Here is a 25,497-nt window from a genome sequence, read left to right as displayed (position 1 = left end):
CTTGCATCAGGCAGGGGTGACTCGGGGGTTGGGCATGCCCGGTGCGCGCGGATCGTACTGAACCCTAGGCGCATCAGCCGCAATGCGTCCACCAACCGTCGGTTGGAAAGAACTAATTCAATCCCGACGGCTGGCCTGGCCTGAACAGGCGCGCGCTCAAGGCTCAGTTTCTTCCCGGGGAGGAGCTTTTTGGTCAGGACAATCAGGATAGGGCAATTCTTCACACGGAGAGGGCCTGTCGCCAACGCTGCGGTAATGTTCCGCGAGTTTTGCGAAACCGTAGGCGAAGGCGAAAAGAAGCGCGAGGACAACCGCTATTCGGACGGCCATACCGTATTGTAGCAGGATCCTCCCATTGGAGCGCGCGGCGTTTTGGTACGTTTGAATGTTGAGTTCGAAAAAGGTTGGCTGTAGTTGAATTGCCGTCGTCCGCAGTTGTAAAGGGCGAGCGGACGCTTCGAAGATGCCACGCGCTTTCGCCCTTTCCGGGAGAGATGCAATGTCGCTTCAAGGGGTTGCCTGTCCTGCCGATCTGACCATGTTGACCAAGGCACTCGATGCCCGATGCCGTGAACTAGGCCTCGCTGATGGATATCCAGGCAGAGAACTGCTCGGCCGCAGGGTGATGGATTTATTTGAAAGTGGTCAGCTCAGCGCCGAAGATTTGAGACTGGCTCTGAGCGGCGAGATCTTTAACGCCAAAAATCCTCCGGCCGGAGCCAGTGGGCTTTGATACGGCAAGCGGCTATCCGCGCAGCCATTTGAATTACTGGCCCAGCGTCGGCTTCCGTGTGCGCAAGAGCGCGTGTGAACAAATGTGATTTTGCGGTCGCTGCCAGACGGGCTAACTTTACCCATTGAACGAAAGAGGAGAATGATCATGAAGACATTCCTCGCAATAGCCGCGGCACTGACCATGTCCATATCAGCTGCCGCTGCGGATTGCCCCGCGCATTCCAAGGTCCAGGCATCGGTCGACACGCAGACGAAGACAGCAAGCGTCGAGAAGGCCGATATGTCGACTGTCACGGACGCTCAGACGATCAAGAAAGAAGAGCCACCGAAGACCGAGTAGCGGTAACGCTCAGCGGATCCCACGACCCGGATAAATGGCTACTGGCACACATCCACCCACTCGGCGTCGACGAGTTCGGCCAGGCGTTGCGGGCTGAGCCGTACGGCGGCATTCGTCGCGCCTGCCGCCGGGACGACCTCGTCAAAGGCGCGCAGCGAGATGTCGCAGTAGACCGGGAGCGGCGCCGGTAGGCCGAACGGGCACACCCCACCGACGGGATGATCGGTCGCGGCGAGCACCTGCTCGGCGTCCAGCATTCGCGCCTTGCCACCAAACCGGTCCTTGAATTTGCGATTGTCCAGCCTGGAGATCCCGCTGGCCACGATCAGCATCGTCTGGTCGCCGGCGCGCAAGCAGATCGTCTTGGCAATCTGCGCCGGCGCTACGCCATGCGCTTCGGCGGCCAGAGGCACCGTCGCCGAGCTTGCCTCCGTGACGATGACTTCAATGTCGGGCGCGTGTGCGGCGAAAAAGGCGCGAACGGATTCGAGGCTCATCTCCAGCAATTTCCGTCTGGCGTCGCCGTGGCGGCCGGCCAGTCCACTACGTGGCCGAAAAAACGAAGCCCGCCAGGGCAACCCATGGCGAGCTCGTGGAATAAAAGCATGGCAGGTCGCTACGACACGGATCGCCTTTTGGCAGGCAACACGGCTTCGTCAAACAGAGCGCTTTCCGGAAGTTGAAGCGCGGAGGCAATACGCCGACGTTTCGAGGGATCGGCATCCTTGCCGCTTTCAACGTCGGCAATCTCATAGGCTGCCAGCCCGCACGCCAGGGACAGCTCTTCGATGCTGTATCCACGGGCTTCCCGGGCGGTTCGGACGGCACTGCGTTCAGGCGTAACCGCGCTCGCCGCCAGTTCGGAGTAAGGTTCGCGTTTTGCTATTTGGGGCATTGGCAACTCCGTGGGATGAAAGAGTTAGATCAAATCATGTTGTTGCCTGAGACGATCGGGAGAATGCCCGCTCGCCGGTGATTTGCCAAGCATCAAAGATAGCGTCACGGCATCGTGAACCGACGCCGGAATGAATGGCGGATGCCGGCGCGCCGACATCTGGCCGGATCGTCAGCAGACACAGTTCGGAAACAAAATTCTACAGGCCGGAAAAACTGCCGAAAAACTCCAAGGCGATAGTCCCAACCGCAGCGCTCGAGTCACCGACCTGAATCGGTGACGCTCAAATTCCGCCTGCGCAAAAAGGAAACGATGTCATGAAGAAGCCTCTTCTCTCCGCCCTTGGACTTGCAATCGCACTTGCCCTCTCGATGCCGATCATCGGCGCAAGCAGCGCGAATGCGACGACGATGCACACCACCGTCAAGAAGCATCACCGCCATCACTACCATCACCGCGTCCACCACTACCGCCACCATCACAAGAAGGTTGTCGCGAAGAAGTACTGAAAACACCCTCGGGCGAACAACCCGCAATCAGGCGTTCTGGTGCTTGATCAAGGGCGGCGCGCTTGCCGGGCTTTCCGTGTCGGCGAAAAATGGCGGCGGTCCGCTGACCACCGCCATTTGCTTATCTCAACGTGCCGATCTTGAACGCGCTCGCGGTGCTTGTTGCTGCCGGCCGCCGAGGAACAGACTGGCGACGAGCCCGACCAGAACCAGCCCGACAGCGGCCGCCGTCGCCGGGTGATCTCGGGCGGTCTTCTCGATCGCCCGGCCTTGCCTTCTGATTGCCGGCAAGGCATCGCCGAGGCGCTCAGTGATATCCGAATAATAATCCGACGCGGTATCGCGCCCGTCTTCGTAAAAGGCGCCGCCCCGCTTTAACACGGCTTTCTTCAAGGTGGCCAGTTCCCTGGTCAGGGCCGCGACCTGTTTGTCCAGATCGGTGTCGGAGATGCTCGAAAGCGATGCCATGACGTGCTTCCTTCATCTGTAGAAGGAAGCCTAACGCATGACCCTGAAGACCGTTCCGGTCAGCCCGGCGGGCTCTAGCGAACCTGATCGAGCAGGCGCTTGCATTCCAGGAGGTCGAACAGCGCCTCCTGCAGCAATGCGCGATTGTCACGGGAAAGTTTTGACGTGTCCGGCGGAACCGGACCTTCCTCGTCGGTCTTGCCTATACCGAAAAAACGACGGCTGGGTTTCACCCTCGGCTGGCCAACCAGCATTTCGTCGTCCGGGCCGCGCGGCTGCGCCGCTTGCGTCAGCGGTACCGTGTCGGCCTGTCGGCGCTGCGAGATCGCCTCGACCGCCGCCATGTCGCCACTGCCGACGGCGATCAGAAACTGGTTGCCGTTCTCGCGCAACAGCTTCTGCACGCCCTTGATCGTATAGCCCTGGTCGTAGAGCATATGACGAATACCCTTGATCAGTTCTACGTCCTGCGGACGGTAGTAACGGCGGCCGCCGCCGCGCTTCATCGGCTTGATCTGGTTGAAACGCGTCTCCCAGAAGCGCAGCACGTGCTGCGGCAAATCCAGATCCTCCGCGACCTCGCTGATGGTGCGGAAAGCATCAGGGCTCTTGTCCATGGGCGAATCCTCACGCTAGAGCATGATCGCGAAAGGCGGGAACCGGGTTCGGGCGACATCACGCTTAACAAGGAGAGCAGCTTTCCGTCCCGCCGGAACGGATCACACCCAAATACCGATCCGGCCTACCGAATCGCATCTTATTTCAGCGGTTTATGAAACAATATTCAAGCCCGGCGCAAAAGCAGGGTTCGCTTTTCAACCGAAGCCTGGAGCAGGATTCTTGGCAAGGGGATTGGGCGGCTACTTGCTGCCCTTGACTTTGCTGTTTTGATGGGAGCGCAGGATACGGTTCTTCAGCACGTTCGACGACTTGAAGGTCATCACCCGGCGCGGCAGGATCGGCACTTCCTCGCCGGTCTTGGGATTGCGCCCGATGCGCTCGTTTTTGGAGCGCACGTGGAAGGTCGCGAAGGACGACAGCTTCACCGTCTCGCCGCGAACGATCGCCTCGCAGATCTCATTCAGCACCGCCTCGACAAGCTCAGCCGATTCAGTACGCGACAGCCCAACCTTGCGGTAAACGGCTTCGGCGAGGTCGGCGCGCGTAAGTGTCTTTCCCCCCATACGAACCGTCCCATCAGCTCAAAAACATAAATCGATACAAGCAACGGCAGAACCTAAGTAATTGATCCGTCAAGGTCAAGGACCCGAACCCGATAGTTCGGCACTTACCAGCGGAGCAGGACGGCACCCCAGGTGAAGCCGCCGCCCATCGCCTCGAGCAGTACCAGGTCACCCTTTTTGATGCGACCGTCGGCGACGGCTGCGGACAGTGCCAGCGGCACGGAAGCCGCCGAGGTATTACCGTGCAAATCGACGGTCACCACCACCTTCCGCTCCTCTATCCCGAGCTTTTTGGCCGAAGCGTCAATAATTCGTTTATTGGCTTGATGCGGCACGAACCAGTCGAGATCGGCGGCGCCGATGCCGGCCTCTGCGAACGTCGCCTCGATGACGTCGGTGATCATGCCGACCGCATGCTTGAACACTTCGCGGCCTTCCATCCTGAGGTGCCCGACGGTTCCGGTGGTCGACGGCCCACCGTCGACGAAAAGCTTGTCCTTGTGGATGCCGTCGGAGCGCAGGCTGGCCGCCAGAACGCCTCGGTCGGCGATGCCGCCTGCCCCCGTGCCTGCTTCCAGCACCATCGCGCCGGCGCCGTCGCCGAACAAAACGCAGGTCGAGCGGTCGTTCCAGTCGAGGATACGCGAAAATGTTTCCGAGCCGATCACCAGTACCCGTCTGGCCAAGCCGCCGCGGATATAGAGGTCGGCGGTCGTCACTGCATAGACGAAGCCGGAGCAGACCGCCTGCAGGTCGAAGGCAAAACCGTGGTGCATGCCGAGCCGGTTCTGGATCTCGACCGCGGTCGCGGGAAAGGTGTTGTTGGGCGTCGAGGTCGCCAGCACGATCAGGTCGATGTCGTCAGCCGTCAAGCCGGCGCTGTCGAGGGCTGCGCGCGCTGCCGCCTCGCCCAGCGAGGCCGTCGTCTCGTCGTCGGCCGCAATGTGGCGCTGGCGAATGCCGGTGCGCTGGACGATCCACTCGTCCGACGTCTCGACCATGCCTTCGAAATCGGCATTCTTCATAATGCGGCGGGGCAGCGCGGCGCCCGTGCCGCGCACGACTGATCTGATCAATGCTCTTTCCTATTCCTTTGCGTCGATGACGACGTCGGATTTCCGGATTGTCTGGGCATTCGGATTGCGGGCATGGAACAGGTCGAGATCGGCTTCGATGCGGTCAAGCAGATTGTTGCGCACCATGTCGTAGCCAAGCTCGATCGCCGCCGCGAAGCCATCCGAATCAGCCCCGCCATGGCTTTTCACCACGATGCCGTTCAATCCAAGGAAGACGCCGCCATTGGAGCGGCCGACATCCATCTTCTCGCGCAGGCGATCGAAGGCGGTCTTGGCGAAGATATAGCCGATCCTGGCCATCAGCGTCCGGTTCATCGCCGCGCGCAGATAGCCGGCGATCTGCCTGACGGTGCCTTCCGCCGTCTTCAGCGCGATGTTGCCGGCAAATCCTTCGGTAACGACGACGTCGACACTGCCCTTGCCGATGTCGTCACCCTCGACAAAGCCATGGTAGTTCATCGAGGCCATGTTGGCCTCGCGCAACATACGACCCGCCTCCTTGACCTCTTCCTGGCCCTTGATCTCCTCGACGCCGACATTGAGCAGGCCGACGCTCGGCCGTTCGATGCCGAAAACCGAGCGCGCCATGCCGGTGCCCAGAATGGCAAAATCAACCAGTTGATGCGCATCCGCGCCAATGGTGGCGCCGACGTCCAGCACCACGCTCTCGCCGCGCAATGTCGGCCAGAGCGCCGCGATTGCCGGGCGATCGATGGTCGCCATGGTGCGAAGGCAGAATCTGGACATTGCCATCAGCGCGCCGGTATTGCCGGCCGAGATGCAGGCGTCGGCAGTGCCTGCCTTGACCGCCTCGACGGCCTTCCACATCGATGACTTCCAGCGGCCATGGCGCAGCGCCTGGCTCGGCTTGTCGTCCATCCGAACTGCGATCTCGCAGTGGATGAACTCGCTCGCTTCCGCCAGCTTGGGGAATTTGGCGAGTTCGGGCCGTACCACTTCTTCGCGCCCATAAATGACGAAGCGTATATCCGGACGGCGGGTGGCGACAGTCATGAGCGCCGGGATGACCACGCTTGGCCCGTGATCGCCGCCCATGGCATCGATGGAAATCCTGATCACGCGGTGTTCATCTCACGGTTGCTTGGCCAGCGGGCTTGCCAAGGTGCGGGGCTCGCGAAGGTTCGGCGAAAATAACGGTTTTGGGCTGCCGCACAACCAACTTTTCTCAAATTGGGTCAGCTATCAGGATTTTCCCAACAGTGATCTGAGCTTTTGCTGGAATTCATTCTCCACAGGCTCGGCATCGCCGGCGGCCTCCAGCGATACACCCGGCTTGCGCGGATATGGATCGATCGCCAAGCCAAAGAACTGCTCGGCAAGCGCCCCGACGTCGATCGCATCGCCGGAAAAGGTTTCCGGGCTGTCCGGTCCTTCGGCGTCGAGCAGGATCTCACCGCCCCCGTCGAAACCTTGCCGCCCGAGCTTGGATTGCTCCGGCAGGAACAGCGCTTCGACCGGCTCATCGATATGCGCCTCGACCGGGTCGAGGGTGACGATGCATGCCTGCGTTATATCGGCCTCGACATGGCCGCTGACTTTCACGCCGTTGCGCTTCCAGGGCTCGACCAGGAGTTCGGCGCGATAGTTCTCGACCGAAAGCAGCTCGTGCTCGACGGCCAGCAGGGCGCGCTGCCCAGCGTCGGCATCGATCACCACCGGCAGCCCCTTTTGCGGCAGCCGGGCGACATTTGCCAGGAATGACACCGGGCTGTGGGTATCAGGGTGTTTCATCTTCGCCTCCACTTCGCCACCTTCATCGGCCTGCCGTCGCTCAAGCGTTGGCCACGGGAAATGCCACCGTTCCGGAAACGATCGATTCGGTCGGCTGTTCCGCGAGTTGCCTTGATGCATCGGCGGCATAGAGTGCCAGTTGCGACGCTTGCGGCCAGGCGCCGGCATCCGGCCTGACATTGCGGGCAAGGGCGGCGGCGAGTGCATCATGGTCATTTCGTTGCAGCGCATCATCATAGGCGGCGGTACGGCCATAGAACATCTTCGCCAGTTTCCGCATTCGCTTCGGCACGCCGACGTCGCCAATGCCCAATTCACGCAACGAATGTTCGACATCCATGAAGAACTCATCGATCAGCACCTGCGCAACCTCTGCCGCAGCACCGCCCTCGCCGCGCAACCGGTGCTGGAACAGGAACATGTGCAACGACAGCATCTCGAAGCGGCCGAGCGGCGTGTCCGGGACGTTCCAGGCGGAATAAAACACCGTTTGCCGCGCCGCCGCCACGATTTGTGCGTAAAGCGCCTCGGTGATGGCGCGGTTGGCATGTCGTTCGCGGCCAAAGAGGCGCTGGAACATTTGAGGGTGGTCTCCCGGGACCGTTTGTTGAAGTGGCCTTGTTGCATCGGCAAGCAAGCTGGTTTACCGGTTTTGCGGCCCAGCGCAAGTTGCGGCCAGCTTATGGAGTTGTAGTTGCGCGCGCTGAAATTCAAGTCGACTTTCCTGCCCAGGCCCGGCGGTGCGGTTTCGCTGCTGGTGATCGCTGCGGCGCTTTCCGCCTGCAATTCGTCCAAGATGATCGGCGATCTCAATCCGAGCGAGACGCTGACGCAAGGCTACGTCATCGACCAGCAGGCGATCGACCTGGTGCCGGTCGGCTCAAGCCGCGAACAGGTGCTGCTGGCGCTCGGCACTCCCTCGACGAAGGCGACCTTCGATAACGAGGCCTTTTATTACATTTCTCAGACGCGCAAGCGCTATGTCGCCTTCGACAAGCCGCGGCTGGTCGACCAACATGTGCTGGCGGTCTATTTTGGCGATGACGGGCGCGTCACCCAGATCGCCAATTACGGCTTGAAGGACGGCAAGGTGTTCGACTTCATCTCGCGCACCACGCCGACCGGCGGCAAGGACCAGAACTTCCTCAGCCAGATCATCAGTGGCGCCAGCAAGCTGGCGCCTGGTGTTCCCGGCGCCAGCGGCGGCAGCACGCTCGGCGGCACCTGATCCACCCGAGGGTGTCGGCTTCCTTCCGTTCCTTTCGCTTCCCTGTAAGCGGCATATCTCAGGCAATGAAAAACCCGCGGGAGCGATCCCGCGGGTTTTTGTCTTAAGGCCATAGCGACCGAGCTTAGCCGTGCGCGAGAACGGCCAGCAACAGCAGCGCGACGATGTTGGTGATCTTGATCGCCGGGTTGACCGCTGGGCCGGCAGTATCCTTGTAGGGATCGCCGACCGTGTCGCCGGTCACCGAAGCCTTGTGCGCTTCGGAGCCCTTGAGGTGCTTGAGGCCGTCCTTGTCGACGAAACCGTCTTCGAACGACTTCTTGGCGTTGTCCCAGGCGCCGCCGCCGGAGGTCATCGAGATGGCAACGAACAGGCCGTTGACGATGACGCCGAGCAGCGAGGCGCCGAGCGCGGCAAAGGCGGATGCCTTCGAACCGGAGATCAGGAGGACGCCGAAATAAACCACCAGCGGCGCCAGCACCGGCAGCAATGATGGAACGATCATCTCCCGGATCGCTGCCTTGGTCAGAAGGTCGACGGCGCGCGCATAGTTCGGCTTCGAGGTGCCGGCCATGATGCCCGGATCCTCGCGGAACTGCTTGCGCACCTCCTGGACGATAGCACCCGCGGCGCGGCCGACGGCGGTCATGGCGATGCCGCCGAACAGATACGGGATCAGGCCACCGAAGATCAGGCCGGCGACGACGTAAGGATTGGAGAGGTCGAAGGAGACGTCGCCCATGCCCTGGAAGTACGGGTATTTGTCGCCATTGGCGGCAAAGAACTTCAGGTCGTTAGAGTAGGCCGCGAACAGCACCAGCGCGCCGAGGCCGGCCGAGCCGATGGCGTAGCCCTTGGTTACCGCCTTGGTGGTGTTGCCGACAGCGTCAAGCGCGTCGGTTGACTGGCGCACTTCCTTGGGCAGGCCGGCCATTTCGGCAATGCCGCCGGCATTGTCGGTGACCGGGCCGAAGGCATCGAGCGCGACGATCATGCCGGCGAGGCCAAGCATCGTCGTCACCGCGATCGCCGTGCCATAGAGACCGGCGAGCTGGTATGTCGAGATGATGCCGCCGACGATGACGATCGCCGGCAACGCCGTCGCTTCCAGCGAGACCGCGAGGCCCTGGATGACGTTGGTGCCGTGACCGGTGACCGAGGCCTGGGCGATGGAGTTCACCGGACGCTTGCTGGTGCCGGTATAGTATTCGGTGATCACCACGATGAGGCCGGTCACCACAAGGCCGACCAGGCCGCAGATGAACAGGTTCGTGCCGGTGATGGCCATGCCGGCGACAGTACCGATCTCACCCCAGCCGATGCATGCCGAAGTGGCGACGGCAAGGCCGACAATCGACAGCAAGCCGGTGACGATAAGGCCCTTGTAGAGCGCGCCCATGATCGAGCCGCTGGAACCGAGCTTGACGAAGAAGGTGCCGACGATCGAGGTGAGGATGCAGGCGCCGCAGATGGCCAGCGGATAGAGCATGGCCGCGCCGAGCACGGCGGTGCCACCGAAGAAGATGGCGGCGAGGACCATGGTGGCGACCACGGTCACCGCATAGGTCTCGAACAGGTCGGCGGCCATGCCGGCGCAATCGCCGACATTGTCGCCGACATTGTCGGCGATGGTGGCCGGATTGCGTGGATCGTCTTCGGGAATGCCGGCTTCAACCTTGCCGACGAGATCGCCGCCGACGTCGGCGCCCTTGGTGAAGATGCCGCCGCCGAGACGGGCGAAGATCGAGATCAGCGAGGCGCCGAAGCCGAGCGAAACAAGCGAGTCGATGACGACGCGATCGTCGGGCTGCAGACCCATGAACTGGGTCAGGATCAGGTAGTAGATCGAGACGCCGAGCAGGGCCAGGCCAGCAACCAGCATGCCAGTGATGGCGCCCGACTTGAAGGCGATCTCGAGGCCGGCAGCGAGGCTGTTGGAAGCCGCCTGCGCGGTGCGCACATTGGCGCGCACCGAGACGTGCATACCGATGAAGCCAGCGGCGCCCGATAGAACGGCGCCGATCAGGAAGCCGATGGCGGCGGTGATCGAAAGCAGCCACCAGGCGAGCAGCAGGACCACGACGCCGACGATGGCGATAGTGGTGTACTGGCGCGCCAGATAGGCCTGCGCGCCTTCGCGGATGGCCGCGGAAATTTCCTGCATGCGTGCATTGCCCTGATCGGCCGCGAGGACCGAACGTGTCGCCCAGATGGCGTAAAGGACTGAAAGCAGACCGCAGGCGATGACAGCTGAAAGTATGGTCATTGCCGAATTTTCCTCGATTGGTGGCCCAAAAGAACCCCTCCCCGGGCCGTTGAGACAGGGACGAATTTTCCGCAACCGGAATCCGTCCCTTCGCAGCGGCTTATGCGAAACAGGGCTCGGAACGTCAAGATATTGTTCCGTTCCTGTCCGGCTTTCGCCCAAAAGATCCCGGGTTTCGTCCAAAAGGCTGGACGGCAGTGTGCGCCTGTCGACACTGCCATCCGGTTAGATCGGTTGAAATCGGCGAACGGCGGTCAGGCTTTACGCGGGTCGCCGTCCGGCTGGACGACGAAGACCAGCACCACCAGCATGGTCATGTAGAATTTGAACGCCGCCTCCTGACCATTCCAAATCGAAGACTGCCACATGGCGAACCACTCGCCGCCAACGACCATGAAGCCGAAATACCAAACAAGGAAACCCATGGTGGCGGCTATGATGACGAACTTCTTGGCATCGTTGAATGCCTCTCCGCTGGCTTTGCGCGCCTGCCAGAGTTGCCAGGCGGCGATTAGGTAAAGCAGGCAGGTCAGCGCCTCGCCAATGATGATCAGCCAGTAGCCAGCCGTCCACAGCGACGGGTTGGTGATCGAGCGGTACATCAGTGCATTGCCGGGAAAGGTCGTGTCCATGCTCAGCACATGCTGGACAAAGGCGAAGTTTGAGCCGTAATCGGTGATGTTGCCGAAGGCGACGAGGAAGGCGAAAGCCGCCAGACACAAACACATGACGATCTTGGAGAAACGCGCGGTCATGGCAAGAACTCCTGCTGAAAGATCGGGGCATCGCACTCATCAATCGCCGAGTCCCGAAGATCGCGCAACGGGTGGGCCAGTGATCATCGTGCTCACAGCCATTGCGAGACATTATGCCGGCAAGCAAGACATTGCCGAGACTGTCGAAGCCCTCGATCTCGACAGTGATTGCGCGGTGGGCGACTTGGTCTCTGTGGTTAGAGCCGACACACAGCACGATTTCGCCATCATCCGCCGCCGCTGGATCACCGGCGAGACGGGCACAACGCTGGAACTGACGCTCGATCATCCGACGCGGTCGACCGGCCACTGAAAAAAGAGCGAACTTCGCCCCGAGACGCTACTCGGGCTCGCGTCCCATGCGCCAGGCGGTATAGCGCTCGACCGCCGACAGCCCGTCATAGATCAGCACGGCAAGGGCGGCGACGATCAGGCCACCCTGCAGGATGAAGGCGAGGTTGTTCGACAGCAGGCCTGCGATGATCACCTCGCCCAGTGTCCTCGCCGCTACCGTCGAGCCGATGGTCGCGGTGGCGAGGCTGATCACCACCGACAGCCGGATACCGCCGAGAATGATCGGCGCGCTGAGCGGCAGCTCGACCTTGACCAGTCTTTGCCAGCCGGTCATGCCGACGCCACGCGCCGCATCGACGACGTTGGCCGGCAGCGTCGTCAGGCCGGTCAGCGCATTCTCGAAGATCGGCAGCAGCCCGTAGAGAAACAGCGCAATCAGCGTCGGCTTTTCGCCGAAGCCGACGGCCGGCACGGCAAGCGCCAGCACCGCCACCGGCGGAAAGGTTTGGCCGATATTGACCAGGCTGCGCGACAGCGGCAGGAATTCGGCGCCGGCTGGCCTGGTGACCAGAATGGCGAGCGCGACCGCAACAATCGTCGCGGCAACCGTCGCGATCAGCACGGTCCGCAGATGCAGCAGCGTCAACGTCAAAAGGCTGCCCTGATTGTAGATTACCGGCGCGTTGTTCTCTGTCAGCGGCTTCAGCAGCGGTTCGAACCAGCCGGGATTGGTGACGAAGGCAATAAGCACTACCACCAAGGCCAGCCTGAGCAGCGACGGAAGCCAGGCTTTCATGCCGGCCTCGCCGCGCGCTTAACCAGCCCGTCCACAGTGACGCGGCCAAGCGATTTGCCGTCAGAATCTTTCACCGGAAGTGCCGGGCGGCCCGACCACAGGAGTTCGGCCAACGCGTCGCGTTGGCTGGCGTCACCGGGGATCGCCTCGCCTTCGGCCGTGCCTTTTTCCACCGCGTCGCGCACCCGGCCAAGCGACAACAGCCGGAACGGTTTTTCGCTGGCGCCAACCAGGGTCTCGACAAACGCGCTGGCCGGTTTCGCCAGTATCTCGGCCGGCGCGGCATATTGCACTACTTTGCCGCCATCCATCACCGCGATCTTGTCGCCCATGTGAACGGCCTCTTCCATGTCATGGGTGACTAGGATGATGGTGGTGCCGAAGCGTTTCTGGATCGCCAGCAGATCCTCCTGCGCCTTGTTGCGGATGATCGGATCGAGCGCACCGAACGGCTCATCCATCAACAGCACGTTGGGTTCCGCGGCAAGCGCCCGGGCGACGCCGACGCGCTGCTGCTGACCGCCGGAAAGCTCATGCGGATAGCGTGGCCCGTAGGCTTGCGGGTCGAGCTGGTATAGCGTCATCAGCTCGTCGACGCGGGCCTTGATGCGGTTGGCGCCCCAGCCGAGCAATACCGGCACAGTGGCGATGTTCTGCGCCACCGTGCGATGCGGAAACAGGCCGTGGCCCTGGATGGCATAGCCGATGCTGCGACGCAGCTCATAATCCGGGACCGAGCGGTTATCGACGCCGTCGAGCTTGATCACGCCCGATGTCGGCTCGACCAGCCGGTTGATCATGCGAAGCAGCGTCGTCTTGCCGGAGCCGGAGGTGCCGACGATGACGGCGATGCTGCGCGGCTCGATTACTATCGACACGTCGTCGACGACTGTCGTCTCGCCGTAGCGCTTGGTGATGCCTTCGATCTCGATCATGCCGTTTCAACCCTGCGCTTGCTGGCGCTCATTTCGATCACTGCATCGAGGATGATGGCAGCGGCGAAGGCCAGCACCACCGTGGGAACAGCACCGAGCAGCACCAGGTCCATCGCCGTCTGGCCGACCCCCTGGAATACGAACACGCCAAAGCCGCCGCCGCCGATCAACGCGGCAATCGTGGCGAGGCCGATATTCTGCACCAGCACGATGCGGATGCCGGTGAGGATCACCGGGAAAGCCAGCGGAAACTCGACGCCGAACAGCCGCTGGCGGTCGGTCATGCCCATGCCGCGCGCTGCGTCGTTGGCGGCACGCGGCACACCGGCGAGGCCGACCACGGTGTTGGCCACTACCGGCAGCAGTGAATAGAGGAACAAAGCGACGAAAGCCGGCGCCGTGCCGATGCCGCGAATGCCGAGCGCGGCAGCTCCCGGCACATGCGAAGCGACCCAGCCGAGCGGTGCAATCAAGAGGCCGAACAGCGCAATCGAAGGAATGGTCTGGATGATGTTCAGCACGTTGAGCACACCGGCCCGCAATTTCTCGACGCGGTGGCAGAGGATGCCGAGCGGCAGGCCGATAATCACCGCTGCCGCCAGCGAACCCAGCGCCAGCGTCACGTGCTTGGAGCCTTCCGCCCAAAAACTATCGGCGCGATTGAAATATTCCTTGAGGATCGACAGGCTATTCCAGCTTCCCGAGACGAGCAGCAGCCCGATCGCCGCTGCGGCGGCAACAAGCACGCCGATCCGTGCCTGAGGCGACAGGTTCAGCCTAGTAAGCACGTCGGCGAGCAGAAGCGTGAAGGCGAAGATAAGCAGCCAAAAGCCCGAAGCCGGCGAGATACGGGCGAAGGTGTTGCCGGCAGGTGTCAGGAAACTGCCGGCGACGCCGATCAGCAGCGCCAGCGCTGCAAGCGCAACCACACTGGCGGCGAGGCGCAGAACAAGCGGCGTTTTCAGCAGCGCAATGAGCGCCGCTGCGACGACAATCGCCATCAACAGCGGACCGACCATCGCAGGCAAAGATTCGAGGATCGAGCGCGCCTCGCCGGGTACGATGCGATTGGCGCGGAACGTGGCGAATGGTGCCGCAAAAGCCGCATAGGCTGATATCGCCGCGATGACCACGCCGAGCTTGTCGAACCGGATGCGCACGCCCTCCCCCATCGGCCGATCCGGCGCACCTCGAAAGCGGCGCGCCGGAATCGCCTTACTTGAGGAAGCCGTTCTTTTTCAAAAAGTCCTCGGCGACGCCCTTGACCGGTTCGCCGCCGACCTGCACTCGGCCGTTCAACTCCTGCAGCGTGACAAGGTCGAGCTTGGCGAAGACCGGCTTCAGCAGCGTCTCGATTTCGGGATGCTCCTTCAGCACCGCCCCGCGGATGATCGGCGCCGGCTGGTAGACCGGCTGCACACCCTTGTCGTCCTCAAGCACGATGAGGCCGGAGGGCGCGATGCCGCCGTCGGTGCCATAGACCATGGCGGCGTTGGCGCCGTTAGTCTGGTTGGCTGCGGCGGCAATGGTGGCCGCCGTGTCGCCGCCGGACAGCGTGATCAACTGGTCCGGCTTTAGCGTGAAGCCATAGGTCTTCTGGAAAGCGGGCAGCGCGGCCGCCGAATTGACGAACTCGGCGGAGGCCGCCAGCACCACCTTGCCGCCGCCCGAGACATATTTGCCGAAGTCGGAAAGAGTGACGAGCTTATTGGTATCGGCGACCTCCTTGCGCAGGGCGATCGCCCAGGTGTTGTTGGCCGGTGACGGTGACAGCCAGACGATCTTGTTGGAGTCGTAGTCGAGCTTCTTGGCAGTCTCGTAGGCCTTGGCGGCGTCTTTCCACACCGGATCGTCGGCCTTCTCGAAGAAGAAGGCGGCGTTGCCGGTGTATTCCGGATAGATGTCTATCTCGCCGGCTGTAATCGCCTTGCGCACCACAGGTGTGCCGCCGAGTTGGATGCGGTCGGTGGTCTGGATATTATTGGCGTTCAGCACCAGTTGGATGATATTGCCGAGCACACCGCCCTCGGTGTCGATCTTCGACGACACCACCACCTGGGCACTCGCCGAGGCCAACGCAATTCCGAGCGCTAGTACAGCGCCGGCCAGAACCTTGATTGAAAACATCTCACAAATCCCTTGCTGTGAACCGGAATACGGCTGCCGCATATGAGCATGGCTTCGATGCCCCGTCGGGGTACACGGTTTCATAAGAGGGGGGATGGGCGCAATAATTTTGTTCAGATGTGAGTGAATCCGCTGCCGCGACGTCCCGACAGCGTGACGTCAGTTGGCCGCACGCAAGCCCGTCATCTTCAACACGCCCAGTGCCACGAAGCACAGCGCGACGACCGGGAAAATCATCCAGTTCAGCATCTCCCAGCCCCAGGCATTGTAGACCGCGCCCGACATCAGCGAGGCGAAGGCGACGGAGCCGAACAGGACGAAATCGTGGAACCCCTGGACCTTGCCTTTTTCGGATGACTGGTAGCTGTCGGCCACCATGGCGGTGGCACCGATGAAGCTGAAGTTCCAGCCAAGGCCGAGCAGGATCAGCGCCGTCCAGAACTGCCACAGTGCCAACCCTGACAGCGCCACTATGGCGCAGCCAATCAGCAGCACCAGGCCGATGGCCACGATCCGCTCCGCGCCGAAGCGATAGATCAGCGACCCCGTGAAGAAGCTCGGCGCGAACATCGCCATCACATGCCAGGAAATGCCGAGCGTGGCGTCGTCGGTCGAAAGGCCGCAGCCGACCATGGCCAGCGGCGCGCCGGTCATCACGAAGCTCATCAGTGCGTAGCTGCCGACGGCGCAAAACAGCGCTGCGACGAAGCGCGGCCTGGTGACGATTTCCGAGAGCGGGCGGGCGTCGCTGTCGGCGATTTCCACCTTGTCGGTTGCCTTGGCCGGGATGCGCAACAAAGAGAGAATGGCGGCGCCGACCGCCGCCAGCACCAGGATGGACGCAAACGAGCCGGCAAACTTCACCGGCGAGAACAGATCGCCGGTGAAGATGACGATCTGCGGCCCGAGTATGGCGGTGACGATGCCGCCGGCAAGCACGAAGGAGATGGCACGCGCCTTGAATTCAGGCGGCGCATTGTCGGCGGCGGCAAAGCGGAACTGCTGGACGAAAGCGCCCCCGATGCCGATCACGGCCAAGCCGAAAGCGAATAGCCAGAAGCTGGCATGAAACAGCGCCAGCGTGGCGACCAGCCCGCCAAGCGCCGTGACCGCTGTGCCGGTCATGAAGCCGTCGCGCTGGCCGAGCCGGCGGATGATCGCCGCGGCCGGCAGGGAACCGAGCGCCACGCCGACATTGAAACCGGTGATCGGCGCGGTTGCCAGCGACTTGTCAGCATCGAGCAGGTACTGCCCGGCCAATCCGCCCATGGAAATGGCGATGGGTGCGGCCGAGCCGATGATCGCCTGCGAGGCTGCGAGGATGAAGGCGGTGCGACGCGCTTCCTTGCCCGCCCCAACGGCGACGATAGCAGTCATGAGGCGTCCTTGCCACGGCCCTCGCCACGCACCCGGCGCGACACGCGATCAAGCACCGCATTGACCAGTTTCGGCTCGTCTTCCTCGTAAAATGCCTTGGCGATGTCGACATATTCGGAGACGATGACCGCCACCGGCACGTCCTCGCGCTGCATCAGCTCGTAGACGCCGGCGCGCAATATGGCGCGCAATGTGGAATCGAGCCTCGACAGAGGCCAGTCCTCGGTCAGCGCCTGTCGGATGACTGGATCGATGGTCTTCTGGTGCTCGACAACGCCGGCAAGAATGGCGCGAAACCATTGCGCATCGGCTTCGCGATAGAGCGCGCCATCGACTTCCTTGCCGAGCCTGAACGCCTCGTACTCGGCGGTGATCTCGAACACGCCGCTGCCGGCGACATCCATCTGGTAGAGCGCCTGCACGGCCGCCAGACGGGCAGCACCGCGCTTGTTGGCGTGGCGAACCGCAGGCTGGCCGGGCGAAGCGGGTTCGCTCACGATCGCTCTCCCAGTTGTTCCTTTAGGGCGATCATGGTCAGCGCCGCACGCGCGGCAAAGCCGCCCTTGTCGCCTTCCGAACGTCTTGCTCGCGTCCAGGCCTGTTCGTCGTTTTCGGTGGTCAGGATGCCGTTGCCAATGCAGACCGCATCCTGCACGGATAGGTCCATCAGGGCACGGCTGGATTCATTGGCGACGATATCGAAATGATAGGTGTCGCCGCGGATCACCGTGCCGAGGGCGACGAAGCCGTCATAGTTCGTCCCGCCTTCGGAGGCACCGTCGAGCGCGAACGAAATCACCGCCGGGATTTCGAGCGAGCCCGGAACGGTGACGACATCGTATGTCGCGCCCGCTTCCTCGAGGGCCTTTGTCGCGCCTTCGAGCAACGCGTCGGCAAGGTCGTCGTGAAAGCGCGCCTCGATGACAAGAAGGTGGGCCTTCTTCTTCGGACGGATGAACGCTTTGCCGTGTTGGGATGTGCCTGCCATAGATGTCTCCGGGGATCGCCGGTGACTTAGGCCGAAGCCGGTTTGATCGCAAGCGGAAGATTGCCGAAGGAACTTTCAAGGCCAACTCGGCGGCGGTCGCATCAGGGAATGGGCTTTATGGACGAGCGCCTCAAAGCCCCTCTTTAGCCGCCTCCACCAGTCGCGCCGCGTAGCGGGCCATGGTGTCGATCTCGAGGTTGACGCGGTCGCGGACCTGGCGCTCGCCCCAGGTGGTGACCGTCAACGAGTGGTGGATCAACAGCACGTCGAAGCGGGTGCCTTCGACCTTGTTGACGGTGAGCGAAGTGCCGTCGAGCGCGACGGAACCCTTGGGGGCGATGAATTTGGCAAGGTCGCGCGGTGCTTCCAGGGTGAAGCGAACGGCGTCGCCCTCTTCCTTGCGCGCCACGATCTCGGCCATGCCGTCGACATGGCCGGACACTATATGGCCGCCAAGCTCGTCGCCGATCTTCAGAGCCCGCTCCAAGTTGATGCGCGTGCCGGATTTCCAGCCCATCGCGGTCGTCAGCCTGAGGGCCTCTTCCCAGGCTTCGACCTCGAACCAACGTGCGTTGGCGCCATCTTCCGGCAATCCCGTTACCGTCAGGCAGACGCCGCCGCAGGAAATCGAGGCGCCGATAGCAATGGTCTGCGGATCGTAGGCGGTGTCGATACGCAAACCGACGCCTTCCCTGAGCGGCTTCACGGCAGCGACAGTGCCGACGTCGGTGACGATCCCGGTAAACATTACTTTGGTCCAGTGAACATCAGTTCGGTCCTAGATGTCTCTTATCCATTCGGCATACGTGTCTTCGCCGAAACGCATGTCGCGCAATTTACGAAACCCTGGCGGGATATGGTTGGCATCGATCGGCGATGCGAAGCCGCCCTCGCCGATCGCATCCGGCCCCTGAAACAGCACGATGCGGTCGACCACTTGTTCGGCGAGGAAGGCCTTGGCGACCTTGGCGCCGCCCTCGATCAGCACGCTGGCCATGCCGAGTGCCGCCAGATCCTCGAGCAGTTCCGGCAGCGCAATATCGCCTTCATACGTCTCAGTGCCGATGAAGCGCACGCCGGCGCGTTCGAGCGCGGCGCGCCGGTGCGGATCGGCCTCGGCGCAGGCAGCGACATAGAGCGGCACACGGTCGACGCCGGCGACCAGTTTCGAAGTCTCGGGTAGCCTGATCTGACGGTCGAGTACGATGCGCGCCGGCGAACGGCTCTCCAGTCCCGGAAGCCGAACCGTCAGCGCCGGATCGTCCTCCAGTGCGGTGCCGATGCCGATCAATATGCCATCGGCTTCGGCGCGCATCAGATAGACTTCGCGTCGGGCGATATCGCCGGTGATGGAGACCTGTCCCTCGCCTTTCACGCCGATCTTGTTGTCGCTCGAAAGCGCAAGTTTCAGGATCACTTCCGGGCGTTTTTTCAGAGATCGAATTAAATAGCCGGCCATCTGCTCCGCGGCCTCGGCCGCCAACACTTTTTCCACCACTTCGACGCCGGCGGCACGCAAGATTGCATAGCCCTTGCCGGAAACACGCGGGTCCGGATCGCTGGCAGCGCCGACCACACGCGCCACGCCGGCACTGACCAGCGCATTGGCGCAAGGCGGCGTGCGGCCGTGATGGGCGCAGGGCTCCAGCGTTACATAGGCGGTGGCGCCGCGCGCCAGTTCGCCGGCCTCTGCCAAAGCCTCGGTCTCGGCATGCGGCCGGCCGCCGACGGCGGTGACGCCGCTGCCGACGATCATCGGCCCGTCGCCATCGTCGCGTACGATCAGCGTGCCGACGGAAGGATTGGTGGACGTCCGGCCGGCATTTTTGCGCGACAGCCTGAGGGCTGCCGCCATATAGCGGCGATCGAGGACCTCTTGCTCAGCCGTGCTGCGTTCGGACCCTGCCATGCTCAGCTGGCGTCCTCTTCGCTCTTCAGCTCTTCGCCCCTGGGCTCGTCGGTTTTGAGCTCGTCGCCTTTGAGTTCGCCCAACACGTCGTGGAAATCCTTGGCCTCGCGGAAATTGCGGTAGACGGAGGCAAAGCGCACATAGGCGACATCATCGAGCGACTTAAGCGCCTCCATGACCAGCCGGCCGACTTCCCCCGAGGCCACCTCGGTCTCGCCCGAGCTTTCGAGCTGGCGCACGATGCCGGTCACCGCCCGGTCGATACGTTCCGGGTCGACATTGCGCTTGCGTACCGCGATCTCGACAGAACGCAGCAACTTGTCGCGGTCGAACGGCACCTTGCGTCCAGACTTCTTCACCACGACGAGATCGCGCAATTGGACGCGCTCGAAAGTGGTGAAGCGGCCGCCGCAATCCGGGCAGACGCGCCGCCTGCGGATCGCTGCACCGTCTTCGGCAGGGCGCGAATCCTTCACCTGCGTATCTTCGGACTGACAGTAGGGACAGCGCATGGAGAGCCTTCGGTTCGCGATTCTCGTAGTGCGAACGGCTTAGAGGTTTTTGCCACGATGGCAAAGTATGGCCGATGACCGATCGCGCCTCAGAGATAGCGAGGCGCGAGGAAAATTGCGAGAGCGGCAATCAGTTGACAGCGGTCCGCCAATCAGGGCGCGACGTCGCCGGTCGGGAAGCCGCAAGACGTGCCGAGATAGCGATAGGCCTTGGTGAAGCCGTCCATCGATATGGTCGCGACCGGCTTGTCGGCGAATCTGACATCGAGGGCGCTGGTGCGGCGCATGGCGCGCAGTACCGCGAGCGTGGTCTCGGACTTGTTGTCTATCATCCACTGTCCGTCGGCGATAAGACGAAAACCGGCCTTGATCTTGTCGTTGACGTCCCGGAACACCACCGGGATGTTATCGCCCTTGGGCAAGTCACTGTTTCTCACGGCGATGATGAGGCTCGGATAACCATCGGGTGGCAATACGTCGCCATTCGAGATGGCCAGTGTAAGGGTGCCGCTGGTGCCGTTTGCATCGAAAAAGACCGTCGACGCGGCGCAGGTCTTGCGCACATCCTCACCGGTGTTGACCTCGTCCACCGTGGTGGACCAACTGCCGAAGGTCTCTGTCTTGGGTGCTGCCGGGGTCGGCTCGGTCTGCGCCAAGGCGGGGCCGGACAGCTGCAGAATAGCCGATGCCAGCAAGGCACCAAAGCCGGCGAAACGGAAAGTTTGCATCATTAAGCTTCTCCGCAGTTGCCTTGCTGTCGCACCGGAGTTGTCACGGGCGACACTCCGCGTCGATCAACCGAGATACGGATAAAGCGGAAAACGATCCGTCAATGCCGCCACCTTGGCCTTCACGGCCGTCTCGACGGCAGCATTGCCCTCGTCGGAATTGGCGACTTTCAGTCCATCCAGCACTTCGGCGATCAGCTTGCCGATCTCACGGAACTCGGCCTGACCGAAGCCGCGCGTGGTGCCGGCCGGCGTGCCGAGCCGAACGCCCGATGTCACGAAAGGCTTTTCCGGATCGAAGGGGATGCCGTTCTTGTTGCAGGTGATGTTGGCGCGGCCAAGGGCAGCCTCGGCGCGCTTGCCGGTGGCGTTCTTGGGACGCAAGTCGACCAACATCAGATGGTTGTCGGTGCCGCCGGAGACGATGTCGAGACCGGTTTCCTGCAGACTGGAGGCCAGCGCCTTGGCATTGGCGACGACGCTCTCCGCATAGATCTTGAAGCTCGGCTTCAGCGCCTCGCCCAGAGCCACCGCCTTGGCGGCGATCACATGCATCAGCGGTCCACCCTGCAGGCCGGGGAAGACGGCCGAATTCATCTTCTTGGCAATATCCTCGTCATTGCAAAGGATCATGCCGCCGCGCGGCCCGCGCAGCGATTTGTGCGTCGTGGTGGTGACCACATGGGCATGCGGCAGCGGCGACGGATGCATGCCGCCGGCGACCAGGCCGGCGATGTGGGCCATGTCGACCATCAGATAGGCGCCGATCGAATCGGCGATCTCGCGAAAACGCTTCCAGTCCCAGACACGTGAATAGGCTGTGCCGCCGGCCAGGATCAATTTCGGCCTGGTCTCATGGGCGGTCTTCTCGATCGCGTCCATGTCAAGCAGATGATCGTCCCGGCGCACGCCGTAGGAGACGACCTTGAACCATTTGCCGCTCATATTGACCGGCGAGCCATGCGTCAGGTGTCCGCCGGAATTGAGGTCGAGGCCCATGAAGGTGTCGCCGGGCTGCAGCAGCGCCAGGAACACCGCCTGGTTCATCTGGCTGCCGGAATTCGGCTGGACGTTGGCGAAGTTGCAGCCGAACAGCTTTTTCGCGCGTTCGATGGCCAGTTCCTCGGCGACATCGACGAATTGGCAGCCGCCATAATAGCGCTTGCCCGGATAGCCCTCGGCATATTTGTTGGTCATGATCGACCCCTGTGCCTCGAGCACGGCACGCGAGACGATGTTTTCCGAGGCAATCAGCTCGATCTCGTGGCGCTGGCGGCCGAGTTCGTTGCGGATTGCGCCGAAAATCTCGGGGTCGGCATCGGCAAGCGTGGTTTCGAAAAACGATTCGAATTTGTTCGACACTGCCGCTGCTGTTGCCATGGGCTGAAATCCTCAAGGTTCGGGGTCTGTCGCGCCATTAACACAGTTGCTTTCGGCCCGCCACGTTTGCAGCGCGAAATTTGCTGGCCGGATTGCGCCAGAGAGACTGGCAGCCTCTATTTCCTTGCCTGCCGGCCCTTCAGCAGGGCCTCGGTGAGCGTGATCTCGGTGAACAGCGCCTGCATCGTATGGTCGTTAATCTGGCCGCTGCGAAACATGGCGCGCACAGCCGCGCGTTCGGCCTCGATGCCGGCCAGCCTCAATTCGAGCTCCAGACGTCCGGCTTCGCGGGCCTCGGCGCGCGCCTCGTCGGCTTCGTCGGAGGCAGCGATGCGGCGACGGTAGCCGGCGACGATGCTGTCGGCGGTGGCAAGCCGGGCGCCGGGTGTTTCCCCTTCATCGCCGTCGGTCGCGCCGGCCATGCTCTCGATGCGGGCGATGGCGGCCTTGGCCGCGCCCACGCGCGCAAGACGCTCCTCGGCAGCGCCAGGATCCTCGCCCGGCTCGACCAGCCCTCGTGCCACCTTGGGTAAGGCAAGGCTGGCAATGAGCAATGAGCAGATGATGACGCCTGCGGCGAGGAAGATCACCACGTCGCGCGCCGGAAAGGGCGAACCATTCGGCATGGCGAGCGGCAGCGACAGGATGCCGGCCAGCGTGATGGCGCCGCGCACGCCGGCAACAGAGCCGGCGATCCGAACGCGCAGCCCGAACGGCTCGGCCTTCTGCTCGCGTAATCGCGCTGAGACGCGCGTCGCGATGTCGCCGACCCAGATCCACAGGAAGCGCAGCCCGATCAGGCATAGTGTCAGCGCGACCACCGTGGCGATTGGCTGGATGACCGGATAGCGGCTGCCGAGCTCAGGCGGCACGTTGCCGATGATTTCGGGAAGCTGCAACCCGAGCAGGATGAACAGCGCGCCGTTGAAGACGAAGGATAGCGTCGTCCACAGCGATACGGTCTGTATGCGTGCCGAGACGCCGAGAAAGCGGAAAATCCCGGAGCCGCCGGTGAGCACTCCGGCCGTGACCGCCGCCAGAATGCCCGAGGCGCCGACATTCTCGGCGCCGAGATAGGCGATGAACGGCAGCAGGACCATGACCAGCACCTGCACCTCGGCCGGCACGCCGCCGATACGGTTCAGCAATTGCAGCGCCTTGGCGGCGACGAACAAGGCAGCCACGCCGGCCAGGATGCCGGCAGCGACGGCATAGAGGAAAGTCACGGACGCCGCGACGAAGGAGAAGCTGCCGGTCAAGGCAGCTGCCACCGCAAAGCGGAACATCACGAGGCCCGACGCATCGTTGAGCAGCGCCTCGCCCTCCAGGATGTGCATCAGCCGGGCCGGGACCAGGCTCTTGTCGACGATCGAGGAGACGGCCACCGCATCCGTCGGGGACAGCACCGCAGCAAGTGCGAAAGCGACGACGAGCGGGATGCTCGGGACAAGCCAGTGCAAAGCGTAGCCGAAGCCGACAATGGTGAAGAAGACCAGCCCGATGGCGAGGTCGAGGATCGGCCCGCGCAGCGCGATCAGTTCGCGCTTGGGCGCACCATAGGCGTCGCTGAACAGCAGCGGTGGGATGAACACCAGCAGAAACAGCTCGGGATCGATCTCGACATGCATTCCGCGCACCGGCCAAGCCAGTGCCGCGCCGATGGCGATCTGCAGCACAGGTAGCGGAACCCGCACCGGCCGGACCAGCGCGCCCGAAACGGCGACGAAGATGAGCACGACCAGAATGAACATTGCGACATGCATGATGCGATTTCCGAATACGGCGCCGCGCGTTCTTTTGCTGGCGATCAGTCCAGCAAAGCTTGCCGCGAAAGACTCGGCAACGAAAAAGGCCGCCCTTCCGGCGGCCTTTTGCAAATGAACTCAGCTGCTTAGAGCGCGGATGTGATCTGCAGCTCGTTGGCTCCGTCGAGGCCGTAAATGTCGTCACGGAACTGGACCACGCCCGGCCCTGTCGACCAGGCCGAGACGTAGAGAAAATAAACCGGCACCGGATTGGTGACCTGCACCGGCGTGTTCTCCCCGGTCTTGATCGCCGCCTCGAAATGCTGGCGGTCCCAGCCCGGTGTGTCGCGCAGAATCCAGGTGACGAGGTCACGCACGTTCTGGACCCGCACGCAGCCAGAGGAATCGAAGCGCATCAGCTTGCCGAACAGGCTCTGCTGCGGCGTGTCGTGCATGTAGACGCCGTCCGGGCTGGGGAAATTGATCTTGACCGAGGCCATCGCGTTGCCGGAACCGGGATCCTGGCGGAAGCGGTATTTGGCGGCATCGTCGGTCGACCAGTCGACCGTCATCGGGTCGACCTCGCTGCCGTCCGGCGCAAACAGGCGGATATGGCTATCCTTGAGATAGTTGGGGTCCTTCCGCATCAGCGGAATGATGTCCTTGCGCACGATCGAGACCGGCGCGTTCCAGTACGGATTGACGATGATTTCGTTGATCTTGGAATTGACGATCGGCGTCTGACGATCGATCTTGCCGACGATTGCGGTGTGGCGCAGCACGACGCGGTCGTTCTCGACAGCCTCGATCTGCGCCGCCGGGATGTCGACCAGCACATAGCGGTTGCCAAGCGTGCCGGCCCGCTCACGCAGCCGTTGCAGATTGGTCTGCAGCTGACCAAGCCGAACCGGCGCCGACACGTTCATTGCCGCGAAAGTATATTTGCCCGTGGTTCCGTCGGCCGGCAAGCCGTGACGCAACTGGAAGCGCTTGAGCGCCGAGTCGACGTAAGAATCGAACGCTTCCGAGAGCCCGGCGCTCTGCGCCAGATCGCCCGATATCATCAAGCGCCTGCGCAGCGGCACCACATCGGGATCCTCGACGCCAAGCTGCAGCTTCTTGGTGTCTGGAACCTGCTCCCAGCCGCCTTGCGCGACGATATTCTGATACTGCATGATCGCCTGCTCGGTGAAGGACACCGTCTGCAGGCTGAAGATCGGCAGCGTCGAGGCAACCTTGCCGCCTTCGCTGGCACGCGCATCGAATTGGTCGTCCCAATTGCCGCGCGCCGAGGATTTCAGGATATCCCCGATCACATCCTGCGCACTGGCGCGGCCGGCGACCATTGCGGCTGCGAGCGCGGAGGCTCCTGAAAGGAAGAAACGGCGGCTGGTTCTCATGGACGTTCCAGACATTCTTGCTACAATTCAACCCACCGGGCGGTCTCGCCCGCACTCTAGAGTTGGCTTCTTAACAATTAGCCAACCATGGCCCGCAT

General features: G+C 62.6%; 31 protein-coding genes. 6 read left to right on the top strand and 25 right to left on the bottom strand.

Going from position 1 to position 25,497, the window contains the following annotated elements:
- Positions 1-499 precede the first annotated feature (499 nt).
- Positions 500-733, top strand: a complete 234-nt coding sequence (locus NKI16_RS27050; RefSeq protein ID WP_352622814.1) for a hypothetical protein — start codon at positions 500-502, stop codon at positions 731-733.
- A gap of 147 nt (positions 734-880) precedes the next feature.
- Positions 881-1,075 carry a hypothetical protein gene (locus NKI16_RS27045; protein ID WP_352622815.1) on the top strand — a complete coding sequence of 65 codons (195 nt, stop codon included), beginning with the start codon at positions 881-883 and terminating at the stop codon, positions 1,073-1,075.
- Positions 1,076-1,113: 38 nt separating this feature from the next.
- Here the strand turns inward: NKI16_RS27045 and NKI16_RS27040 are convergent, their stop codons facing one another.
- Together NKI16_RS27040 and NKI16_RS27035 are read right to left on the bottom strand one after the other, a co-directional pair.
- Positions 1,114-1,572 carry a YbaK/EbsC family protein gene (locus NKI16_RS27040; RefSeq protein WP_352622816.1) on the bottom strand — a complete coding sequence of 153 codons (459 nt, stop codon included), beginning with the start codon at positions 1,570-1,572 and terminating at the stop codon, positions 1,114-1,116.
- 119 nt (positions 1,573-1,691) lie between these two features.
- The gene (locus tag NKI16_RS27035) at positions 1,692-1,970 is read right to left on the bottom strand and encodes a helix-turn-helix domain-containing protein (RefSeq protein ID WP_352471998.1); all 279 of its coding nucleotides are present in this window, start codon (positions 1,968-1,970) and stop codon (positions 1,692-1,694) included.
- 317 nt (positions 1,971-2,287) lie between these two features.
- On the opposite strand from NKI16_RS27035, the gene NKI16_RS27030 reads away from it, so the two are divergent.
- On the top strand, positions 2,288-2,479 hold the full coding sequence (locus NKI16_RS27030) for a hypothetical protein (RefSeq protein WP_023674514.1): 192 nt from the start codon (positions 2,288-2,290) through the stop codon (positions 2,477-2,479).
- Between the two features lie 126 nt (positions 2,480-2,605).
- Here NKI16_RS27030 and NKI16_RS27025 read toward each other — a convergent pair whose 3' ends face one another.
- The 7 genes from NKI16_RS27025 to NKI16_RS26995 all read right to left on the bottom strand — a co-directional run bounded on the left by NKI16_RS27025 (position 2,606) and on the right by NKI16_RS26995 (position 7,539).
- Entirely contained in the window at positions 2,606-2,947 is a 342-nt protein-coding gene (locus NKI16_RS27025) for a hypothetical protein (RefSeq protein ID WP_023674512.1), read from the bottom strand.
- A gap of 74 nt (positions 2,948-3,021) precedes the next feature.
- Positions 3,022-3,564 (bottom strand): MerR family transcriptional regulator, encoded by a 543-nt coding sequence (locus NKI16_RS27020; protein ID WP_023674511.1) that lies wholly within the window; start codon positions 3,562-3,564, stop codon positions 3,022-3,024.
- 243 nt (positions 3,565-3,807) lie between these two features.
- Positions 3,808-4,131 carry an integration host factor subunit alpha gene (locus NKI16_RS27015; protein WP_023674510.1) on the bottom strand — a complete coding sequence of 108 codons (324 nt, stop codon included), beginning with the start codon at positions 4,129-4,131 and terminating at the stop codon, positions 3,808-3,810.
- A gap of 104 nt (positions 4,132-4,235) precedes the next feature.
- Positions 4,236-5,207, bottom strand: a complete 972-nt coding sequence (locus tag NKI16_RS27010) for a beta-ketoacyl-ACP synthase III (protein ID WP_352622818.1) — start codon at positions 5,205-5,207, stop codon at positions 4,236-4,238.
- Between the two features lie 9 nt (positions 5,208-5,216).
- The gene (gene plsX / locus NKI16_RS27005; RefSeq protein WP_023674508.1) at positions 5,217-6,287 is read right to left on the bottom strand and encodes a phosphate acyltransferase PlsX; all 1,071 of its coding nucleotides are present in this window, start codon (positions 6,285-6,287) and stop codon (positions 5,217-5,219) included.
- A gap of 123 nt (positions 6,288-6,410) precedes the next feature.
- Positions 6,411-6,959 carry a YceD family protein gene (locus NKI16_RS27000; protein WP_352456592.1) on the bottom strand — a complete coding sequence of 183 codons (549 nt, stop codon included), beginning with the start codon at positions 6,957-6,959 and terminating at the stop codon, positions 6,411-6,413.
- Positions 6,960-6,999: 40 nt separating this feature from the next.
- Positions 7,000-7,539 (bottom strand): ubiquinol-cytochrome C chaperone family protein, encoded by a 540-nt coding sequence (locus NKI16_RS26995; RefSeq protein WP_023674506.1) that lies wholly within the window; start codon positions 7,537-7,539, stop codon positions 7,000-7,002.
- A gap of 114 nt (positions 7,540-7,653) precedes the next feature.
- Here NKI16_RS26995 and NKI16_RS26990 point away from each other — a divergent pair, with 114 nt between their 5' ends.
- Positions 7,654-8,187 carry an outer membrane protein assembly factor BamE gene (locus tag NKI16_RS26990; protein ID WP_023674505.1) on the top strand — a complete coding sequence of 178 codons (534 nt, stop codon included), beginning with the start codon at positions 7,654-7,656 and terminating at the stop codon, positions 8,185-8,187.
- 124 nt (positions 8,188-8,311) lie between these two features.
- Here the strand turns inward: NKI16_RS26990 and NKI16_RS26985 are convergent, their stop codons facing one another.
- Positions 8,312-10,453, bottom strand: a complete 2,142-nt coding sequence (locus NKI16_RS26985) for a sodium-translocating pyrophosphatase (RefSeq protein WP_023674504.1) — start codon at positions 10,451-10,453, stop codon at positions 8,312-8,314.
- 254 nt (positions 10,454-10,707) lie between these two features.
- Entirely contained in the window at positions 10,708-11,208 is a 501-nt protein-coding gene (locus NKI16_RS26980) for a DUF2165 family protein (RefSeq protein ID WP_023674503.1), read from the bottom strand.
- 79 nt (positions 11,209-11,287) lie between these two features.
- Here NKI16_RS26980 and NKI16_RS26975 point away from each other — a divergent pair, with 79 nt between their 5' ends.
- The gene (locus NKI16_RS26975; RefSeq protein ID WP_023674502.1) at positions 11,288-11,521 is read left to right on the top strand and encodes a hypothetical protein; all 234 of its coding nucleotides are present in this window, start codon (positions 11,288-11,290) and stop codon (positions 11,519-11,521) included.
- 27 nt (positions 11,522-11,548) lie between these two features.
- Here the strand turns inward: NKI16_RS26975 and NKI16_RS26970 are convergent, their stop codons facing one another.
- From NKI16_RS26970 to NKI16_RS26910, 13 genes are all read right to left on the bottom strand, one after another.
- Complete coding sequence (locus NKI16_RS26970; protein ID WP_023674501.1) at positions 11,549-12,298, bottom strand: ABC transporter permease; 750 nt, start codon at positions 12,296-12,298, stop codon at positions 11,549-11,551.
- On the bottom strand, positions 12,295-13,233 hold the full coding sequence (locus NKI16_RS26965; RefSeq protein ID WP_023674500.1) for an ABC transporter ATP-binding protein: 939 nt from the start codon (positions 13,231-13,233) through the stop codon (positions 12,295-12,297). Before NKI16_RS26965 ends, NKI16_RS26970 begins: the two co-directional genes overlap by 4 nt.
- A complete protein-coding gene (locus NKI16_RS26960) occupies positions 13,230-14,405 on the bottom strand; it encodes an ABC transporter permease (RefSeq protein WP_031211170.1) in 1,176 nt (391 codons plus the stop codon). Before NKI16_RS26960 ends, NKI16_RS26965 begins: the two co-directional genes overlap by 4 nt.
- Before the next feature lie 43 nt (positions 14,406-14,448).
- On the bottom strand, positions 14,449-15,360 hold the full coding sequence (gene osmF / locus NKI16_RS26955; protein WP_023674498.1) for a glycine betaine ABC transporter substrate-binding protein OsmF: 912 nt from the start codon (positions 15,358-15,360) through the stop codon (positions 14,449-14,451).
- Positions 15,361-15,519: 159 nt separating this feature from the next.
- A complete protein-coding gene (locus NKI16_RS26950; protein ID WP_352622820.1) occupies positions 15,520-16,737 on the bottom strand; it encodes an MFS transporter in 1,218 nt (405 codons plus the stop codon).
- Positions 16,734-17,234: a transcription antitermination factor NusB gene (nusB, locus tag NKI16_RS26945; protein WP_352449306.1), complete on the bottom strand. Its 501-nt coding sequence runs from the start codon at positions 17,232-17,234 to the stop codon at positions 16,734-16,736. The genes NKI16_RS26950 and nusB overlap by 4 nt, the downstream gene beginning before the upstream one ends.
- Positions 17,231-17,725, bottom strand: a complete 495-nt coding sequence (gene ribH / locus NKI16_RS26940; protein ID WP_352622821.1) for a 6,7-dimethyl-8-ribityllumazine synthase — start codon at positions 17,723-17,725, stop codon at positions 17,231-17,233. The genes nusB and ribH overlap by 4 nt, the downstream gene beginning before the upstream one ends.
- A gap of 130 nt (positions 17,726-17,855) precedes the next feature.
- Positions 17,856-18,473, bottom strand: coding sequence for a riboflavin synthase (locus NKI16_RS26935; protein WP_352622822.1), 618 nt, complete (start codon positions 18,471-18,473; stop codon positions 17,856-17,858).
- A gap of 30 nt (positions 18,474-18,503) precedes the next feature.
- Positions 18,504-19,634, bottom strand: coding sequence for a bifunctional diaminohydroxyphosphoribosylaminopyrimidine deaminase/5-amino-6-(5-phosphoribosylamino)uracil reductase RibD (ribD, locus tag NKI16_RS26930; protein WP_352622823.1), 1,131 nt, complete (start codon positions 19,632-19,634; stop codon positions 18,504-18,506).
- A gap of 2 nt (positions 19,635-19,636) precedes the next feature.
- The gene (nrdR, locus tag NKI16_RS26925; RefSeq protein ID WP_023674492.1) at positions 19,637-20,146 is read right to left on the bottom strand and encodes a transcriptional regulator NrdR; all 510 of its coding nucleotides are present in this window, start codon (positions 20,144-20,146) and stop codon (positions 19,637-19,639) included.
- A 152-nt stretch (positions 20,147-20,298) separates the two neighbouring features.
- Positions 20,299-20,874 carry an invasion associated locus B family protein gene (locus tag NKI16_RS26920; RefSeq protein ID WP_502897627.1) on the bottom strand — a complete coding sequence of 192 codons (576 nt, stop codon included), beginning with the start codon at positions 20,872-20,874 and terminating at the stop codon, positions 20,299-20,301.
- Positions 20,875-20,940: 66 nt separating this feature from the next.
- The gene (gene glyA, locus NKI16_RS26915) at positions 20,941-22,254 is read right to left on the bottom strand and encodes a serine hydroxymethyltransferase (protein ID WP_352622825.1); all 1,314 of its coding nucleotides are present in this window, start codon (positions 22,252-22,254) and stop codon (positions 20,941-20,943) included.
- Positions 22,255-22,370: 116 nt separating this feature from the next.
- Entirely contained in the window at positions 22,371-24,017 is a 1,647-nt protein-coding gene (locus NKI16_RS26910; RefSeq protein ID WP_023674489.1) for a Na+/H+ antiporter, read from the bottom strand.
- Here NKI16_RS26910 and NKI16_RS26905 point away from each other — a divergent pair.
- Positions 24,012-24,149 carry a hypothetical protein gene (locus NKI16_RS26905; protein WP_156937265.1) on the top strand — a complete coding sequence of 46 codons (138 nt, stop codon included), beginning with the start codon at positions 24,012-24,014 and terminating at the stop codon, positions 24,147-24,149. The two genes, NKI16_RS26910 and NKI16_RS26905, sit on opposite strands and share 6 nt — an antisense overlap.
- Here the strand turns inward: NKI16_RS26905 and NKI16_RS26900 are convergent.
- On the bottom strand, positions 24,146-25,399 hold the full coding sequence (locus NKI16_RS26900; protein ID WP_023674488.1) for a L,D-transpeptidase family protein: 1,254 nt from the start codon (positions 25,397-25,399) through the stop codon (positions 24,146-24,148). The two genes, NKI16_RS26905 and NKI16_RS26900, sit on opposite strands and share 4 nt — an antisense overlap.
- Positions 25,400-25,497: the final 98 nt, after the last annotated feature.

It is taken from the genome of Mesorhizobium sp. M0698, from assembly GCF_040320455.1.
Taxonomy (GTDB): Bacteria; Pseudomonadota; Alphaproteobacteria; order Rhizobiales; family Rhizobiaceae; genus Mesorhizobium.
The sequence above is the reverse complement of the archived record's forward strand: the minus strand, read 5'-3'. Positions and strand labels throughout refer to the sequence as shown.

Excerpts from the sequence above, each read along its gene's own strand:
- NKI16_RS27015 (WP_023674510.1), bottom strand. The coding sequence starts at position 4,131 with ATGGGGGGAAAGACACTTACGCGCGCCGACCTCGCCGAAGCCGTTTAC.
- NKI16_RS27040 (WP_352622816.1), bottom strand. The coding sequence starts at position 1,572 with ATGAGCCTCGAATCCGTTCGCGCCTTTTTCGCCGCACACGCGCCCGAC.
- NKI16_RS26950 (WP_352622820.1), bottom strand. The coding sequence starts at position 16,737 with ATGACTGCTATCGTCGCCGTTGGGGCGGGCAAGGAAGCGCGTCGCACC.
- NKI16_RS26960 (WP_031211170.1), bottom strand. The coding sequence starts at position 14,405 with ATGGGGGAGGGCGTGCGCATCCGGTTCGACAAGCTCGGCGTGGTCATC.
- ribH (WP_352622821.1), bottom strand. The coding sequence starts at position 17,725 with ATGGCAGGCACATCCCAACACGGCAAAGCGTTCATCCGTCCGAAGAAG.
- NKI16_RS26935 (WP_352622822.1), bottom strand. The coding sequence starts at position 18,473 with ATGTTTACCGGGATCGTCACCGACGTCGGCACTGTCGCTGCCGTGAAG.
- NKI16_RS27025 (WP_023674512.1), bottom strand. The coding sequence starts at position 2,947 with ATGGCATCGCTTTCGAGCATCTCCGACACCGATCTGGACAAACAGGTC.
- NKI16_RS26995 (WP_023674506.1), bottom strand. The coding sequence starts at position 7,539 with ATGTTCCAGCGCCTCTTTGGCCGCGAACGACATGCCAACCGCGCCATC.
- NKI16_RS26980 (WP_023674503.1), bottom strand. The coding sequence starts at position 11,208 with ATGACCGCGCGTTTCTCCAAGATCGTCATGTGTTTGTGTCTGGCGGCT.
- NKI16_RS27045 (WP_352622815.1), top strand. The coding sequence starts at position 881 with ATGAAGACATTCCTCGCAATAGCCGCGGCACTGACCATGTCCATATCA.
- NKI16_RS27035 (WP_352471998.1), bottom strand. The coding sequence starts at position 1,970 with ATGCCCCAAATAGCAAAACGCGAACCTTACTCCGAACTGGCGGCGAGC.
- NKI16_RS27000 (WP_352456592.1), bottom strand. The coding sequence starts at position 6,959 with ATGAAACACCCTGATACCCACAGCCCGGTGTCATTCCTGGCAAATGTC.
- NKI16_RS26910 (WP_023674489.1), bottom strand. The coding sequence starts at position 24,017 with ATGCATGTCGCAATGTTCATTCTGGTCGTGCTCATCTTCGTCGCCGTT.
- NKI16_RS27050 (WP_352622814.1), top strand. The coding sequence starts at position 500 with ATGTCGCTTCAAGGGGTTGCCTGTCCTGCCGATCTGACCATGTTGACC.
- ribD (WP_352622823.1), bottom strand. The coding sequence starts at position 19,634 with ATGGCAGGGTCCGAACGCAGCACGGCTGAGCAAGAGGTCCTCGATCGC.
- NKI16_RS26970 (WP_023674501.1), bottom strand. The coding sequence starts at position 12,298 with ATGAAAGCCTGGCTTCCGTCGCTGCTCAGGCTGGCCTTGGTGGTAGTG.
- nrdR (WP_023674492.1), bottom strand. The coding sequence starts at position 20,146 with ATGCGCTGTCCCTACTGTCAGTCCGAAGATACGCAGGTGAAGGATTCG.
- NKI16_RS26920 (WP_502897627.1), bottom strand. The coding sequence starts at position 20,874 with ATGCAAACTTTCCGTTTCGCCGGCTTTGGTGCCTTGCTGGCATCGGCT.
- osmF (WP_023674498.1), bottom strand. The coding sequence starts at position 15,360 with ATGTTTTCAATCAAGGTTCTGGCCGGCGCTGTACTAGCGCTCGGAATT.
- NKI16_RS27030 (WP_023674514.1), top strand. The coding sequence starts at position 2,288 with ATGAAGAAGCCTCTTCTCTCCGCCCTTGGACTTGCAATCGCACTTGCC.
- NKI16_RS26900 (WP_023674488.1), bottom strand. The coding sequence starts at position 25,399 with ATGAGAACCAGCCGCCGTTTCTTCCTTTCAGGAGCCTCCGCGCTCGCA.
- NKI16_RS26965 (WP_023674500.1), bottom strand. The coding sequence starts at position 13,233 with ATGATCGAGATCGAAGGCATCACCAAGCGCTACGGCGAGACGACAGTC.
- NKI16_RS27020 (WP_023674511.1), bottom strand. The coding sequence starts at position 3,564 with ATGGACAAGAGCCCTGATGCTTTCCGCACCATCAGCGAGGTCGCGGAG.
- NKI16_RS26985 (WP_023674504.1), bottom strand. The coding sequence starts at position 10,453 with ATGACCATACTTTCAGCTGTCATCGCCTGCGGTCTGCTTTCAGTCCTT.
- glyA (WP_352622825.1), bottom strand. The coding sequence starts at position 22,254 with ATGGCAACAGCAGCGGCAGTGTCGAACAAATTCGAATCGTTTTTCGAA.
- NKI16_RS26905 (WP_156937265.1), top strand. The coding sequence starts at position 24,012 with ATGCATGATGCGATTTCCGAATACGGCGCCGCGCGTTCTTTTGCTGGC.